This window comes from Streptomyces sp. NPDC053076, from assembly GCF_044546845.1.
Lineage (GTDB): Bacteria > Actinomycetota > Actinomycetes > Streptomycetales > Streptomycetaceae > Streptomyces.
The window spans coordinates 36,916-51,757 of sequence record NZ_JBITZL010000019.1; the positions used below are offsets into that span (position 1 = coordinate 36,916).

16 protein-coding genes and 1 pseudogene are annotated in these 14,842 nt (G+C 66.9%); 10 read left to right on the plus strand and 7 right to left on the minus strand.

Going from position 1 to position 14,842, the window contains the following annotated elements:
• Nucleotides 1–560: 560 nt before the first annotated feature.
• Nucleotides 561–1,505 (plus strand): hypothetical protein, encoded by a 945-nt coding sequence (locus tag ACIGYR_RS38500; RefSeq protein ID WP_399608648.1) that lies wholly within the window; start codon nt 561–563, stop codon nt 1,503–1,505.
• Nucleotides 1,498–1,914: a hypothetical protein gene (locus tag ACIGYR_RS38505; protein ID WP_399608651.1), complete on the plus strand. Its 417-nt coding sequence runs from the start codon at nt 1,498–1,500 to the stop codon at nt 1,912–1,914. Before ACIGYR_RS38500 ends, ACIGYR_RS38505 begins: the two co-directional genes overlap by 8 nt.
• Nucleotides 1,915–2,229: 315 nt before the next feature.
• Here ACIGYR_RS38505 and ACIGYR_RS38510 read toward each other — a convergent pair whose 3' ends face one another.
• Nucleotides 2,230–2,862 (minus strand): class I SAM-dependent methyltransferase, encoded by a 633-nt coding sequence (locus tag ACIGYR_RS38510; protein ID WP_399608653.1) that lies wholly within the window; start codon nt 2,860–2,862, stop codon nt 2,230–2,232.
• Between the two features lie 146 nt (nt 2,863–3,008).
• Between ACIGYR_RS38510 and ACIGYR_RS38515 the strand changes: the two genes are divergently transcribed.
• Nucleotides 3,009–3,209, plus strand: coding sequence for a hypothetical protein (locus ACIGYR_RS38515; RefSeq protein ID WP_399608656.1), 201 nt, complete (start codon nt 3,009–3,011; stop codon nt 3,207–3,209).
• Between the two features lie 987 nt (nt 3,210–4,196).
• Complete coding sequence (locus ACIGYR_RS38520; protein WP_399608688.1) at nt 4,197–4,682, plus strand: hypothetical protein; 486 nt, start codon at nt 4,197–4,199, stop codon at nt 4,680–4,682.
• Here the strand turns inward: ACIGYR_RS38520 and ACIGYR_RS38525 are convergent.
• Nucleotides 4,675–5,915 (minus strand): annotated as a pseudogene (locus tag ACIGYR_RS38525) (IS110 family transposase). The gene ACIGYR_RS38520 and the pseudogene ACIGYR_RS38525 overlap by 8 nt on opposite strands.
• Before the next feature lie 24 nt (nt 5,916–5,939).
• Here ACIGYR_RS38525 and ACIGYR_RS38530 point away from each other — a divergent pair.
• From ACIGYR_RS38530 to ACIGYR_RS38550, 5 genes are all read left to right on the plus strand, one after another.
• Nucleotides 5,940–6,431 carry a hypothetical protein gene (locus ACIGYR_RS38530; protein ID WP_399608659.1) on the plus strand — a complete coding sequence of 164 codons (492 nt, stop codon included), beginning with the start codon at nt 5,940–5,942 and terminating at the stop codon, nt 6,429–6,431.
• 117 nt (nt 6,432–6,548) lie between these two features.
• The gene (locus ACIGYR_RS38535; protein ID WP_399608661.1) at nt 6,549–6,761 is read left to right on the plus strand and encodes a hypothetical protein; all 213 of its coding nucleotides are present in this window, start codon (nt 6,549–6,551) and stop codon (nt 6,759–6,761) included.
• A gap of 385 nt (nt 6,762–7,146) precedes the next feature.
• Nucleotides 7,147–8,727 carry a restriction endonuclease fold toxin-2 domain-containing protein gene (locus ACIGYR_RS38540; protein WP_399608664.1) on the plus strand — a complete coding sequence of 527 codons (1,581 nt, stop codon included), beginning with the start codon at nt 7,147–7,149 and terminating at the stop codon, nt 8,725–8,727.
• A gap of 27 nt (nt 8,728–8,754) precedes the next feature.
• Complete coding sequence (locus tag ACIGYR_RS38545; RefSeq protein WP_399608667.1) at nt 8,755–9,189, plus strand: hypothetical protein; 435 nt, start codon at nt 8,755–8,757, stop codon at nt 9,187–9,189.
• Between the two features lie 222 nt (nt 9,190–9,411).
• Complete coding sequence (locus tag ACIGYR_RS38550; RefSeq protein ID WP_399608670.1) at nt 9,412–10,434, plus strand: hypothetical protein; 1,023 nt, start codon at nt 9,412–9,414, stop codon at nt 10,432–10,434.
• A 47-nt stretch (nt 10,435–10,481) separates the two neighbouring features.
• On the opposite strand, the gene ACIGYR_RS38555 is transcribed toward ACIGYR_RS38550, so the two are convergent.
• Both ACIGYR_RS38555 and ACIGYR_RS38560 read right to left on the minus strand, forming a co-directional pair.
• Complete coding sequence (locus tag ACIGYR_RS38555; protein WP_399608673.1) at nt 10,482–10,949, minus strand: hypothetical protein; 468 nt, start codon at nt 10,947–10,949, stop codon at nt 10,482–10,484.
• A 173-nt stretch (nt 10,950–11,122) separates the two neighbouring features.
• Complete coding sequence (locus ACIGYR_RS38560) at nt 11,123–11,323, minus strand: type II toxin-antitoxin system VapB family antitoxin (RefSeq protein WP_356935954.1); 201 nt, start codon at nt 11,321–11,323, stop codon at nt 11,123–11,125.
• 102 nt (nt 11,324–11,425) lie between these two features.
• On the opposite strand from ACIGYR_RS38560, the gene ACIGYR_RS38565 reads away from it, so the two are divergent.
• A complete protein-coding gene (locus ACIGYR_RS38565; protein ID WP_399608677.1) occupies nt 11,426–12,196 on the plus strand; it encodes a transposase in 771 nt (256 codons plus the stop codon).
• Nucleotides 12,197–12,364: 168 nt separating this feature from the next.
• On the opposite strand, the gene ACIGYR_RS38570 is transcribed toward ACIGYR_RS38565, so the two are convergent.
• The 3 genes from ACIGYR_RS38570 to ACIGYR_RS38580 form a co-directional block, all read right to left on the minus strand.
• Nucleotides 12,365–12,694, minus strand: a complete 330-nt coding sequence (locus ACIGYR_RS38570; protein ID WP_399608680.1) for a hypothetical protein — start codon at nt 12,692–12,694, stop codon at nt 12,365–12,367.
• Between the two features lie 264 nt (nt 12,695–12,958).
• Nucleotides 12,959–13,846: a nucleotidyltransferase domain-containing protein gene (locus ACIGYR_RS38575; RefSeq protein WP_399608683.1), complete on the minus strand. Its 888-nt coding sequence runs from the start codon at nt 13,844–13,846 to the stop codon at nt 12,959–12,961.
• Nucleotides 13,847–14,113: 267 nt separating this feature from the next.
• The gene (locus ACIGYR_RS38580) at nt 14,114–14,503 is read right to left on the minus strand and encodes a hypothetical protein (protein WP_399608686.1); all 390 of its coding nucleotides are present in this window, start codon (nt 14,501–14,503) and stop codon (nt 14,114–14,116) included.
• Nucleotides 14,504–14,842: the final 339 nt, after the last annotated feature.

The following is a 14,842-nucleotide window of genomic DNA, read 5'->3' on the forward strand; positions in this document are numbered from 1 at the left end:
TCCCCCCGGGCGGGTCGAGCGGGCACCGGTGGGTGCGCGCCGAACTGTGCTCCCGCCTTCCTTGCCTTCCTCGGTTCTTCCTCCATCTTTCCTTCGCTCCCCTCCGGCCGCTTCCGGTCCGGAGGGAGTTCGTCCATGACTCAGAAAGCATTCCTTGCATACCTCACACAGAGAACTGCCCTGCTCCTGACCGGAGGGGGAAGCCTCGCCCAGGCGCAGGCCAAGGTTCAGGACGCCACACGGGCGCCCCACCTGTCCCCGGCGACGATGCCGTCCGCCGGACCGTCCGCCGGAACCTTAGCCGGACCGTGGTTCTACCGGGCCGCCAAGTTCTTCATAGACAACCGGTACGTGTACGACACCAAGAAGCCCGTCTCCGACCTGGACTTCTCCTTCGGCCGGCTCGAGCCCTCAAAAAGCGGCAAGCAGGCGCAGGACGTGGTGGGCGCGAACAAACTGCTGCGCACCCCGGGTTACCTGAACAAGGTCACGATGCTGGGCTGCCCCTCCAGCCACGACCCCGAGGACCACCCCGGTGGTGCCCCACGCAGACGGAGGCGTTGCCCGGCTTCTACCAGATCCAGGCCAAGTGCCGCGGCATGTGGGGCGGGGTCTCCGGCGGTCACTGGTTCTCCCGGGTCGACTGGAAGAAGGGAACCGGCGAGATCATCGGCAACGTCGGCGGCTACAACGGCGGCGGCAACGACGCGAACGTGGACTGGCTCACGTACAGCCCCATGCACGGCGACTGGTTCTTCCGCCTGTACGACGAGGCGAAGAACAACCACGTCCCCCAGCACGGCAGCACCTACGACCAGCCGCCGCTGCCGTACTCCATGGGCGGCGGTGAGACCTGGTCCCATGCCAAGCTGCTGGCCTCGGGCGAGTACACCGGCGACGGCAAGGGCGACCTGCTCGTGCGCTGGAGCGACAGCGAAGTCACCGACTACACCGCGGTCGGCGACAAGGGTTTTGGCACCGAACACCAGCTGGCGAAGCCGAAGAGCGCCTGGAAGGACGCCACTCTGGTGACCGCGGGCGACTTCACCGGCGGCAACAACTGGGACACCCTGGCGCGCTGGTCCGACGGACATGTCTCCCAGTTCCAGGAGACCGGCCCCGGCGGCGCCGGCAAGGAGATCCAAAATGGCTCCGGCCGGCAGCATCTGGTCCCACGACTCGGTGATGACAGCGGGCAGCTACGACTCCAACGGCTGGCCGGACGACCTGCTCGTCCGCTGGTCCGACGGCGAGACCACCATGTACACACACCGGCGCCACCTTCGGCACCGAACACATGCTCGTTCCCCCAAAGTAACCGCCCACCACCTGCCCCAACAGCCGAGGCGGATCCGGGTGACCCGCACGACCGGGCCCCCCGGATCGCCCCACCGGGTGCCACGCCCTGCCGAAGCGGAATCCGCTCGGCCGACAGAGCTGCGGCACACCCTCAAATGGACCCGGCCTCGATCTTTGGGACCGATGGGAGACGCCGCGATGAGTGAAAGGATCGTGCGTCCCGCAGCGTCGGAGGTCGCGGGGGAGCAGGCGACCACGGCGTGTAACCAGGAAGAGGCGGAGGCCAACAAGCTGGCCGAACTAGAGAAGATGGACGTGACCAGCCTGGAGTTCGACAGCAAACTATCCGATTTGCGGCGTGCCGGCTTCGAGCACGCCGCACGGGAGGAGAGCGAGGAGTTCCCCGCTGTGCTCGACGGATATACCGAGGTGGCGCGGCTCACGATGGGCACTCTGCGGACGGTGCAGAAGATGGCGCCCACGCATCCGCACCCGGCGGTGGCCGGGTCTCCTGCCACGCAGTGGATGACCGGGCTTTCGCCTCCATGGTCGACCGGGTCCGCGACGCCTTCAGCCGCACCTGAACCCTTCCCGCCTTCCCCGAGCAAGGCGTGACCGTGCCGGCCATACCGGCACCTCGCCTGCCCATTGCAGGTGGCGGCGATGCGGCTTGGCTGGGTCGCGAAGTGCAGTGTCGACGACCGCCCACAGGCTTGAGCGGCCGCTCGGGTCAGTCATTGGTCGCGCGGGTGGAGACGTCGGCGCTGTCGTCGTCTGCTGGCAGGGGAAAGAGTGCTCTTCCAGCGCCGTCGTGACGAAGAGGAATGCAACCATCAAACAGCACCTCCCGTAGATCGGAGGTCGGCCTGTGGCGCCTGGTTGGGCCGTCATCAGGATGCGGCGAGGAGGCGGGCGAGGGCAGTGGTCCCGTCAGCCGCTGTTGCGAAAGACGAGCAGATAGCGCCAGAAGAGGAGCCTGCGGATGCTGCATCCAGGCAGCAGGACCGCGGCCTCCCGACGGATCTGCAGCAGGGGAACGGTCGGCTGTCTCACCGGCGCCTTCACCCGTTCCCGACCGGTCGCAGCGGCGGCAGGGCGAAGCCTGTCCTTCAAAGCGACGGTCAGCCTGGCGACGGCGTTGACGGGCACGGCCGCCAGGCTCCAAGCCCAGTCGAGCGGGGTCTTCTCCGGATAGCAGCCCAAGATCACGAGCACGCCACCGGGTGCGAGTGCGTCACGCAGTGCGGCGACGGTGTCGAACGGCATGTGATGGATGCTGGCGAGGCACGAGATGAAGTCGTACTGCGCCTTCGGTAGTTCGACTTCGGTGACGTCCGCGTGCTGGAAGCGTGGGCTCCGGTCACCGGCTATCCGCCCCGACAGCGCGCGGGCCTCCTCGATGGCCTCCTCCGACGGGTCGATCGCATCGACCTCTATGCCCAGGTGAGCGAGCCGACGAGCGAACCGGCCGGTCCCACAGCCAACGTCCAGGGCCGCACCGCAATTCCGCGGCACCTGGCGCAAGAGCAGACGATGATAGTGGTCGTTGTGATCAAAAGGCATGGCCCGACCCTGCCACAGCGGACACGCACGGCTCGGCGCTTCCACCACCAAGAGCCAGGAAGTTACTGCGTCACACCGGTGGGGCCGGAATGCAACACGCTCCGCTGTCACCGTCGCGAACGCGGTTCCGGCAGCGGACCTGCTCAATGACCACACGAAGTCACCCGCACACGGCCTCTGCGGACACAAGCCGCACCCTCGCCTGGCACATCGCGCACCAGCCGTTCGGCCTCGTCGCGGGTGCCCGGCAGTACCAGCACGCCGAACTCGCCCTGTTCGAAGGCTATGCGGGCACCTCTCCCTCCGGTATTGCCGCAGAGGTCGCCGCCGAACGCGCCATCGCCTAGCTGGACTACGTCGAGGACCTCTACCGTGACTCGAACGACGGCCACCGCACCAGCGGCGGCGCCGCTGGCCGCGTGAACGCCGATTTCGCCCAGATCCGCCGGGAGCTGGGCGACCTGCCCGGCACCATCGCCAGTCCCGCTCGGCTGCGCATCATGCTGCAGCATCTGACGAAGACCCTTCACCAGGCGTCCTCAACGGCTGCTTCTATCAGCCCTCCACCGCTCTCTGCGCAAAGCGAGCTCAGCACACGGGCCAGCCCCTGCCGCTGCTGACCATGTGCCTGACCTCGCCGCTCCAGCGTCCACCTGCCCCGCCTGACCACCGGCCTCGCCCAGGCCCAGCGCCCGCTCGACGCCCCGGCAGGGCTGTCGCGCCTCCAGACCGCCGCGCTGCCCACCCACATCGCCGACCGCGACCACGCCATCGCAGAACTCACCGCCATGGGAAGCCCCGACGTATGAATGACCCCGCCGTACTGCGACGGCGGCACGCCCTGGAACACGCCGGCATTCCCGTACGGCAGGGCACCGACCACGCTGTCGTGCACGCCTTCGAGCGGATCGTGACCGGCAACCCCGAACACACAAGCGGCGCCCTGACTATCTCCACGCTAAAGCCGTCATGGCCAGGACCCGGCCGTGGAGGAACCACTGCTCGCCGCGGCCCGTGAGGCAAGCAACCAGGGGTACCTGCTGGTCGCCCGGCGCCCCGACGGCACCCCCCTCCTGGACGCCCTCACGGCGCAGATCCACCAGCTCGTCACCGGCCCGGTGACCACTGCCCAAGCGCAGGCCGCCGCCGGCACCCTGGCCCGGTACGAACCAGGAGCTCCGACCGCTTCTCGCGTCCAGGACGATGACAGCGACGTGGAGCCGGCCATGCTCCGTCTGCCCAACCACAGGCCCGGCCCCGCCGCGGGGGCCCCTATGTCCTTGGTCAAGGGAAACGGGGGTGCGTCGGGTCGGCGACCTGGGCAGCATGGCGGGGTGAGTGACCTTCTGTGGGATGACGTGAAGTGCTTCTTCGACCTTGACGTGATGGGGTCGTTGCCGGACGTGCGTGTCCCGAATGCCTTGGTGGAGGACTGGCAGGCGGTCCTCGACCTTGTCGCTGAGAAGGGCTGGAAGTACCAGTACTCCGAGGGAGAGACGGTGCTTCCGTTGCCCCGGGCGGGGGCCGTGCTGTCCCGTGCGGCGGATGCCGAGTGCCCGGACCTGCGGGTCTGGCCGACCGCCGATGTGCTGGCGATCTTCCGTTTCCATGCCGACGACGAAGTCGACTTCGACGTCGACCTGCGGGAGTTGCAGGGCCAGGATCGACTTGATGTGCTCTGCGGCTTCCTTCGGGAGATCGGGCGGCGGTTGGGCAAGCCGGTACTGATGGACCCGGAGGGCGAGTACGGCCATCCGGTGCTCGGCTTCGACGTCGAGGCTGATCGAGTCGTTCTCCTTGCAGACCCGCTGGTCAGGTGACTGGGGCTGACGGCCGCGGTTCGTAGAAGGTGCCGTCTCGGAGCATGGCGAAGAGGACGTCGGCTCGGCGTCTGGCGAGGCAGAGCAGGGCCTGGGTGTGGTGCTTGCCCTGGGCGATCTTCTTGTCGTAGTAGGCCCGGGAGGCCGGGTCACCGAGCGCCGCGAACGCCGATAGGAAGAAGGCCCGCTTGAGCTGCTTGTTTCCTCTCCGGGAAGGCTGTTCGCCGCGGATCGATGAGCCCGAACTCCGGGTCGTCGGGGCGAGACCCGCGTAGGCGGCCAGGTGCCCGGCGGTCGGGAAGGTGCTGCCGTCGCCGACCTCGATCAGGATGCGTGCTCCGCTCCTGACGCCGACTCCCGGCATCGACGTCAGGACCTTGGAAAGAGGGTGTGCCTCCAGCAGTTCCTCGATCCGCCCGGCCAGCAGCTTGCGCTGGTCGAGCACGGCCGTCAGCGACGCGGCGAGGCTCGGGACGATCAGCGAGGCCGCCTCGGTGCCGGGAACGGTAACGGTCTGCTCGTCCAGGGCGGCGAAGATGTCCTCGACCAAGCGCTCGGCCATCCGCGGTGCCTTCGGCCGCAGCAGGGTGACCAGCCGCCGCCGTCCAGCCTTGCGTATCTGGGCCGGTGACCCGAACCGTTCCAGCAGCGTGAGGACGGCCGGGTGCTGCAACCGAGGCCCCAGGACCCGCTCCGACGACGGATGAATCTGGGTCAGCAGGCCGTGCAGCCTGTTTTTGGCGACCCGGGTGGCCTCGCCGGCCAGGTCGTCGTCGAAGCCCACGATCATCTCCAGCTCGGCGATCATCTCCAGCTCGGCGATCGTCTCGTCCTCGCCATCGATTGCCCGCAGCGTGTGGGGCATCGCGCGGGCTGCGTCGGCGATGATGAACGCGTCCCTCGCGTGGCCTCGCCCGGGTAGAGGTCGGCGATCCGCCGCATCGTCAGCCCGGGCAGGTAGGCGACCGGGCAGCCGATGTCGCGTGCGACCGCGAGCGGTAGGGCGCCGATCGAGGCCGGCTGGTCGACCACGACGAGCACCGTTCCGTGCTTGGCCTGGAGTTTCGCGAGAAGCTCGCGGAGCTTGGGTTCGGTGTTGGGCAGGCGCTTGTCGAACGCCTTCTTCCCGGCTGGGGTGACGGCGGTGGCGTGGTGTTCGCCCTTGCCGACGTCCCGCTGGAACCGGAGGCCGTGTGGACGGAAGTCGACACGGCCATGGGTATCGAACGCGATCCTGTAACCGAGGAGGTCAGCCGCGTGCTTCACCCGCAGGTACGGATGGTCCGGACCAACCCCTACCCGGTGCAGGCCGCCAACTGGGAGGCGTGGGCTCAGAGTTTCACCGGCTCCGCTGCGCTGCCGAACCGGATAAGCGAGAAAACCCGGCAGCGCCTCCAGTGGTTCGTCGGGACTGTGCAGGCGAACGGGACGGCGGAGGAGACGCCGTCGCGCAGCGACTTGCCGGATGCCACCGGCACTCCGCACGAGCCGCGTGCGAACACCTCCTGGCCATCGGCGCACAGCCCGGACGGCATGGACAGCAGGCAGGACGACGCACTCTCCATGGAGGAGCCGAGGACTGCGCTCGAAGACCCGGACCTGCTCCGAAGAGTGCAGCAGCAGGCGCAGGCCCAAGTCCTGGCACGCGAGGAACGGGCCGCAGCCGCAGCCAGGGAACGCCGGCAGGCGGATGCGGGACCGGGCGGCCTCGCAGGGACACACTCCCCGGTCCTCGGGAACCTGGCATGACACAGAGCGACAAGCACACGGACAGGACCAGAACGCGGCCCGGCAGTACCCCAGCCGCTGACCAACTGAGGGCGGTCATCCAGACGGTAGCCATGCCGGGAAGCTTCAGGGGGTGACGTGCACGCTGTCGAGGCGCCGGTGCATATCGCCTCGGAAGCCTCCAACACCTCCAAGTCCGACAGCGGCCCCGCGGACCGGAAGCCGACCAACCACGCCTTCTGGTGCGTCTACGCCAAGGACTACACCCACATCAAGTCCGTCTGGAAACTGACCACCACCGACGCGGAGAAGACGGCACTGTCGTCCATGCTCGACACCTGCACCGACTGACTTTCGCCGTACTCCAGACTCCCGTCGGTCAGACACATCCGGTGTCGGTGGGGACGGTAGGGCTGGCTGTTGCACCACAGGCGGTACGGTTCCGCGCCTCAGGGGCGCTGACGGATGTCGTGGCACAGTGCAGCCGGGCCCGGGGCAGCCCCGGGCCCGGCTATATGCTCTGCGGCGGCCGTCGGTCTCACATCGCCTCTCGCCGGAGCAAGCGCCCCCCGTTAAGGGGGGCCGTCATTGGCTCACCTTGACGCTGCCTTGAAGATCTTCATGCGATAGAACGGAGATCCGATCGTCTTACTACAGGGCGACTGAGCACTGGGGGGAACGTGTGGGGCTGTCACCGGACCTGAAACTGATCGTGGAGGGTATGGTCAAGGCGTCCATGACCATGGTGGACAAGGTCATGGTCGGCACCCGGGACACCGCCATCGCCCTCTTCCACGAGCTCGATCGGCAGCACGGCATGGCAGGTGACGACGACGCGGGAAGCGCATTCGCAAAGGTCTACAAGCCTGCGGCGGCCACGACGCTCGACCAGATCGGCTTCAGTGCCTACGTGATGGGCGAGACAGGCAAGGGGCTGATGCGTACCTGCCGGGAGCTCATGGCGCAGGAAAGCAGCATCGCCTCCGCGATCCTCGGCAAGCAGGTGGACCTGACCTACACCATGGGCAACCCCGCAGCGGACTGCTCGGAAAGTTTTCTGGGGCTGGGGCAGGACCTGCCGGAGGTCGTCGGCGACACCGCGTGGTACGAGCAGTACGCGCCGGCAGGGCTGAGTGACCGATTCCGCGGCTCCCCGGAGAAGCTACGGGATGTGGCGGGTACCTGGCAGCGCGGTGCGCAGCTGATCGCTCGCTTCGTCGAGGACGCGCAGGTCTGTGCGCACACCGCGGACAAGGCCCACTCCGGGGAGGCCGCCGACACGTTCCGCAGCTACTTCAAAGGCTTCGTCGGCTTTGCCGCCCCGCCCGAGCAGGCTCATCCGCACGAGCCGCTGGTCGCCAATCTCGTGGCCGCCTGCACTCAGCTCGCCAAGGCGTGCGAACGGTACGCCGATCACGTGGAGGCGGCCAACAGGCAGATCACCGAAGACCGGGTGGATCCCTTCCACGTGGACATGCCGTGGGACTCGCCGATGTTCGGCGGCAACGGTAACGACGGCGGCCTCCTCGACGCCGTCCTCGACGATCCGTACATCCACCGCCTCGGCGACGTGGCTCACTCCCTCGACGCATCGCAGAAGGGCGTCAAGCTCCCGGGCGGCTCCAGCGATCGCCCCGGCCTTCCTGGCCTGCCGCTGCTCCCGCTCCCCGAACCCGTGCCCGTCCCGGTCCCGCTGATGCTCGCGTCGTACAGGGGCGCTCTACCGGGCGTCATACCGGCTGTCTACCGCGACCCTGACCCCAATCTCGCCTTCAGTGCTCCCCTTCCTCCGGAGCCGGGAACCACCCGGTTGCTCGGCGTCGGCGAGCGGCAGGAGTTCGAGACGTGGGTGAACACGTTGCGCCCCATGGGCTTCGGTGGGCAGGGCACCAACCCGGCCGATCCCGCCAACGCCTATCAGCTGCGGACCGCGGGCTACCCCGAGCGGCTCATACCGCTGCCCGCCGATGCCCGTAAGGGCGCCATCGCGGCCGACGGGATGCGGCCGGCCGACGGATACATGATCGACGCCAAGTACGTGAAGGACACCGACGACGAGTGCAAGAAGAACTCGTGGCGTACTCCAGATACGTTCCTACTCGAAGACAAGTACGACAAAAACGGCAAAAAGAAGTGGAGTAAGAAAGACATCCTCATCGGCAAGGACGAGGACGGGCTCGACGACTACCGGCAGGCGATGACGCAGCACGAGCAGATCCGTGGCCTGGAGATCATCACCAACGACAACGACGCCGCCTACTGGCAGACACTCATGGCGGCCCAGAACGTCAAGGGCACCGCCCGCTACGTGCCCTAGGCCCGACAACCGAGGACGCCTCGCGCTGTGGACATCGACGAATACCGAACGACCTACCTGCTCTACGCACCCGCCAAGAAGCCCGCCGGCTGGAACCTCGACCTGCCCGCGTTCGGCACCGCACTCAACGCCGCTTTCGCCGACGTCCGCTACGAAACACGACAGGGCAGGCAGTTGCGCTTGTCCTTCTGGGCCGTGACGGAGGACGGGATCGAGTTCACCGGCTTCGCCAGCAACGAAGGCAGGGACACGGTCGTCCTCACGGACAACACCGCTGACGAAGCGGCCCTCTTCATCACCTGGCTCCGTGACTCACTGTGCCCCGCACCGGATCTGACCCGCTTCAGCTCCGAGATCGCCGTGGAACGCGGAATCGAGACGGACTGGCGCATGCCGGCGGTCGGAGACACGGCAGACATCGCCGAGGAACTGAAGCACCACCTCCGGACCGTCATCAGCTGACGGCGACGGCGACGGCGACATGCTCACAGCCATACCCAGAACCCCCGGGTCCGACGATCTTAGGAATGACTGTCTCAGACCCACGCTTGGAAGCGGCAGCTGGCGCAACAGGCTGAGCGTGCTCCGCGGCTGGCGCAGGAAACCAGGGGACCGGCGGCCGCCTACGCGCCTTTGTCGCACCGGGCGTCCGGCTATGCGCTTTCGAACGCAAGGCCAGACAGGATGTCGGCGGCCGGACAGGGAGCGACGGCACCGGAACCGGCGCGAAAGGTGTGCGACGGCGCCTCGTTCGTGCAGGAGTGGGTGCTCAACGGCCGGCCTGTCGGCGCCAGCATGTTCGACCTGCGCGTGGTCGGAACAATCGCCAAGAACAGCCGCACCATCGACTACCAGTACTACTACACGGATTTCGAAGCAACCGGTAGGACAGGGGCACTGGCCATGCCCATCACCACCAAGGGCACAACCCCGAAGACCTGGCCATCCGGCGCGCACTTCACCCACGGTGGCAACATGCCCGGCACCAAGACGTGGACGCAGCTGAAAGCACTGCGCACCTTCCACCACACGATGAACGCCAAGCCCGGTCAGGGCAAAGGTCGCTCGGATGTGTTGGCCGCGGTCTACGAGCCGACGGTCAGTTTCAAACCGCCGGCTCCCTGGCAGCTGAGCGGGAGCACAGGCGGCAAGCTGTTCATGCTCGCACCAGTGTGGGACGCGGCGTCCTACCTGCCCGACTCCACCGGCGGTGGTAACCCGAGGAAGAGGGGCGCGGCATCCTTCGCCTACTACGCGTCGCTGACCCTCAGTGCGAAGCCGGGAGCGGAAGAACGCGCCGAAGCTCAGCACATCAAGACGGCCTTCAAGCACCCGGCGGACACGAGACCGTACATGTCGGCCAAGAAGGTGCCCGGTCAGACCGTTAAAGCCCCCCTGCACCGGACCGTGAGCGCGAAACGGAACGAGGACAACCGCAAAGCGGCGAAGAAGCAGTGCAGGCGCTACTGGGGCGACGGTTACACCCACGGCGGGACGCGGGACTGCGACGAATACCCGTTCGCCGGTACCTATGAAGGCGCTGCGGAACACGACTACGACCCCGAGGTACGGAAGTTCAACTTTTCCGTGAAGCCCATCGCCAAAGAGGACAACCAGGCCGGTGGCCTGATCCTGAAGAGCTTCTACAACAAGAACCGCATCCTCGACGGCCTGGACGACGGCTTCACCCTCGAGATCATCGGCTGACCTTCGTCGCGGCTGGAGCGGCCCGCCTCTCCCGCCGCGACGCTGGACTACGAAGCTGCCGGCCAGAACTGCACGAGATAGCGCTCCACTCCCTCGATGCTCTCCTCGCTCTCGGCCAAAGCCCTGACCGCAGCCCGCCCCGAGGAACTGATACGAACGCGCCACGACCCGCCCTGGTCCGCGAGCGTGATCAGCTCATCGAGCCGGCCCACACTCATCGACCAGATCGCGACCTGGCCGCTGACCGACTCGAAGTCCGCCTCCGCCTGCTGCTCCCAGCCGGCCGGATCCTGCGCCGGCGCAGGCCCGTCCCAGACTTCGACCGTGACGGAAGCGGTGTGGGTGTGCCCAGCGCTGGTGATGTCCAGGCGCCCCGGGTGCGTGCTCAGGAACGAGCCGAAGTCGAAGTCGTCAGGGAACAGCAGATCAAGGAAAGCGTCGTCGGATTCCTGCAGCCCGAACGCATAGTCACTCACGAACACGTCAACGTGCTGCTCACGGACAAGCTGTGCCACGAGATTCCCCCAGAGGGCGCAGACGACTGGTCATCACCTGCGATCGTAGGCTCACACCCGAATGGTCTTGCGTGCTTCCTAGGGGCTGTCCCGTAACTACCGTTCGTCGTCTGTGCCAGCAGACTCTTGGATGCGTCGCCTGGCGGTTTGAGGGGCGGCACGCAGCAGGCTGCTCAGCCTTGCGGCTCCTGCGGCTTGACGTCGAGCTCACGCAGACTTTGGTCCTTGAGCTCGGTGCGGGCCTCCGTGCGGTGGCCACGGGCGATGTAGTCCCGCACGATCGCCTCGATCGCGTCCTGGGGCGAGCCGATCCCCGCCAGGACCATCACTTCCACTACGAGTTCGGCGTCGAGACTGATATTGACCTTGGCCACCGTGCCCCCCATCGCGTCGCAGCTGCACTTTAGCTGCTCATGGTTCCGTAGCATGCGCTCAAGATTCGATCTCAGGAAGGCCCCGAGTGGGATGATCTTGCCGTGGCTGGTGTGATCACGGCGTCGGAGCCCTCCTGGATAACCCCGTTCACCGGGCTGAGTCCGCGTCAGTTCGGCATGCTGATCACCGCGCTGCGGCGTGAGGGCGCGGACCCGGTCCGCAAGGGCCGACCATGGAGCCTGCCGCTGGAGGACAGGGTTCTACTGGTCGCCGCGTACTGGCGCACGAACCTGACCCTGCGGCAGCTCGCCCCGCTGTTCGGCATCTCGAAGTCGGCCGCCGACGGCGTCGTCGACCATCTTGGACCGTTGCTGGCGCTACAGCCCCGCAAACGGTTCCGCAAGGACACCGTGCTGATCGTGGACGGCACCCTCGTGCCTACGCGTGACCACACCGTCGCCGAGCAGTCGAAGTACTACCGGTATTCGACCAATCACCAAGTCGTCATCGACGCCGACACCCGGCTCGTCGTCGCTGTCGGCCGGCCCGTGCCCGGCAACCGCAACGACTGCAAGGCATGGGAACTGTCCGGTGCGAAAGACGCCATCGGCAGGACGACAGTGATCGCGGACGGCGGCTACCGGGGCACCGGCCTGGTCATCCCGCACCGCCGCGAGCCCGGCCAGGCCGAACTCCCGGCCTGGAAGGAGGAGCACAACGCTTCCCACCGCAAGGTCCGCGCCCGTGTCGAGCACACCTTCGCCCGCATGAAGACCTGGAAGATCCCTCGTGACTGCCACCTCAAAGGCGACGGCGTCCATCACGCGATGCTCGGCATAGCTCGCCTGCACAACCTCACCGTGACCGGATGACCAAGACATGACGCTGGTCAACCGGCATGCCATAGATCATTTACGGGACAGCCCTTAGGCCGGCACTGGCTTCGTCGGGGTTCGGTGAGCAGCCACCAGCCCGGCTCCGACCGCAACCGCTGCAAAAACACCCCACAGCGGACGCCCCCAGCAGCCCGGACCGCACCGTCACCGGGAGGCCAGCCACTGAGTGCACCGATGCCGCGCACCGATGCCGCGGTACACACCGACGATGCCCGGCATGCACTCCACCGGGTGGTGCCTACCGGCGGCCGGAGGCTGGCCCATCCGGCTCCGACACCATCCCTTCGAGCGTTTGATCGTCCTCGTCCGCCCGGGCATGCCGGAGGCGATGTGCTGCAAGAACGGCTTGTAGGAGGTGGCCGCCGATCGATGCGGTCCGGCCGGGCGCATCGTCACCAGCAGGTCGGCGACCGCGACGCCGCTGCGGGCGTGGAACTCGTAGAACGTGCTGACCGCGGCGAGCTTGCGGTTCACGCTGGAGGCCGTGGTGCTCGACCGTCGGCAGCACCGCCACCGTCCCGTTCCGGGGCCGGCGGCGGCAACCGCAGCAGGCCACGAAGGAGGCCACTGCCTCCAAGTCCACTGCTCCGCACGCGACTACGAACGCCTTCCGCAGCACGCCGAAGCTCACCTGAACTGGGCACTCAGCACCCTGATGACCAGGCGCATGACCCGGAAGAAGCCCACCGCTGGCTGGTCAAAGAAGCCGGATCCCTCGGCCTGAACCGCGCGGCATCGTCATCTGCGGCTGTATCCGGCCCACCGGGGTCCGCCAGCCAACTTCAGCACTTCTTCCACTGCTTCGGTGAAGGAGTCTGTTGCGTCAGCCGTATTGGACATCGCTGCAGCCGCACCTGCTGTCAGGCGCCTGTGCAATCCGGGTTCGGCTGTGGCCAATCGTCGTGAGAGCCACTTGCCGCCGCCGAGCCAGTGCCCACCCATCAGGAGGGCCAGTTCTGATGCGCGCTGCAGCAGGTCGGCCACGAGGTAAGTACGCTCCAGCGGGTCGGTGCAGCCGCGAAGATCGTCCAAGGTGTCGGTGAGCACGTACCGCCGGTCTTCCAGTTCTGTCGCTGATGCGGGAGGAGGCCCCGCTGCCAACCGTTCCCGGGATTCTGCCTGCAGCGCAGCTCCGAGCCCGTCCACATCGCCCAGCAACATTCCTTCCGCACACATGGCCAGCAACGGAGATTTACGGGCCGCCGTCTCCCGCTCGGCGAAGAGACGCCAGTCGGCCTCAGTCTGGACGAACAGCTCCACCGGCCAACCTTCATGCATCAGGCTCTCTCGGAAGGGAGCAGGCGGGCCAGCCAACAGCATCACGATGTCCAGATCGGAGGTGTGGGTGCGGCGGTCTGTCAGGACGCTGCCAGCCAGGAAGGCAGCCCGGGCTTCAGGGAATCGGTTCCGCACCAGTTCCCTGGCGACCTTCACTTGATCCATTGCCCCAGTGTGACGGCTACGCAGGATGCAGTGCAGGCACAGCCGGTCATCCACCGGCTTCGGTCCGAGTCCCTTCTCTGACCAGGGCGGCAACAGCGGCTCGATCAGCGCCCACAACTCATCGTCCACGATCCACGGCCGAGTCCTCGCATCCTTCCAAACGGCTGAATCCAGACTGGTCACGCCTGACCGGCGCACCTCAACAAGATCGTGTTACGAGCTCATATGGAAGGAAAACAGGCAGGTGCTGCTGATGACCGAGCGGAAGCCGCCGACTGGCTCACCGCCACGGCGGCCGGGGAGATCTGACCGTCCGCACACGCCACGGACCCCGGGCGATCAGCCATGACGTCCCCGGGGCCACCGCCCCTTTGCGAGCGCAGGGGACGCGGTCGACGCATATGACGGGTGGCCTCCTTCTCTATCGTGGCTGGAGGTGACCGTGGCGGCTCAGCAGGCGTGTGAAGAAGTCGGTGAGCATGGCTCCCCGGCCGCGTGGTTGCGTAGCTCGTGACCGCCGATGCGGTAGACGTCGTAAGCCTGCAGCGTGAGCTGGCGGTCCTCAGCCACCATCGAGGCGTAGCGGCCAGGATCGGCCAGCCAGACGGTGCCAGGCCGCTGCATCGTCAGGGCGTCGACCTGACGAGCGTAGTGCTGGATGCCTCGACCTCGATGACAGCCCGGGCGCGCTGATTCATCAGCAGCAGGAAATCCATCCGCTGGCGGGTAAGGCGGCTGACACCGTCCAACTCGCTCACACTGTACGGGGTCGTAGTTGAGGTAGACCTGAGGGATGAGCGCCGGGAGGTCGAAGCCGAGCTTGGTGTAGGTGTCGAACACCAGGTGTCCTGTCCCAGATATCTGTGGGCAGGGCGGGGCTCTGATCTGCGGTGCCTACGGTTGAGTGGGACAGGTTGGCGGTCGGTGTCCCGCTCAACCGTAGGCAGCGTGATGTTCACCGGCGGAGCCAGGCCAGTAGGCGCCGTGTAGTCGGTCGCGACGTGCTGGCTGTCGTGGCTGGGGGAGCCGACTTCGCTCTCCTGACTTGTTGGGCGAGTCGGTACTCGTCGGCATCACGGATGAGGGGTCTGCTGCACGATCGGGTGACATCTGAACTGGCTTGCCCTGAGGGGCGGGTGGGAAGGATGTCGCTGTGCCCAAGCCCTATCCGGAAGAGTT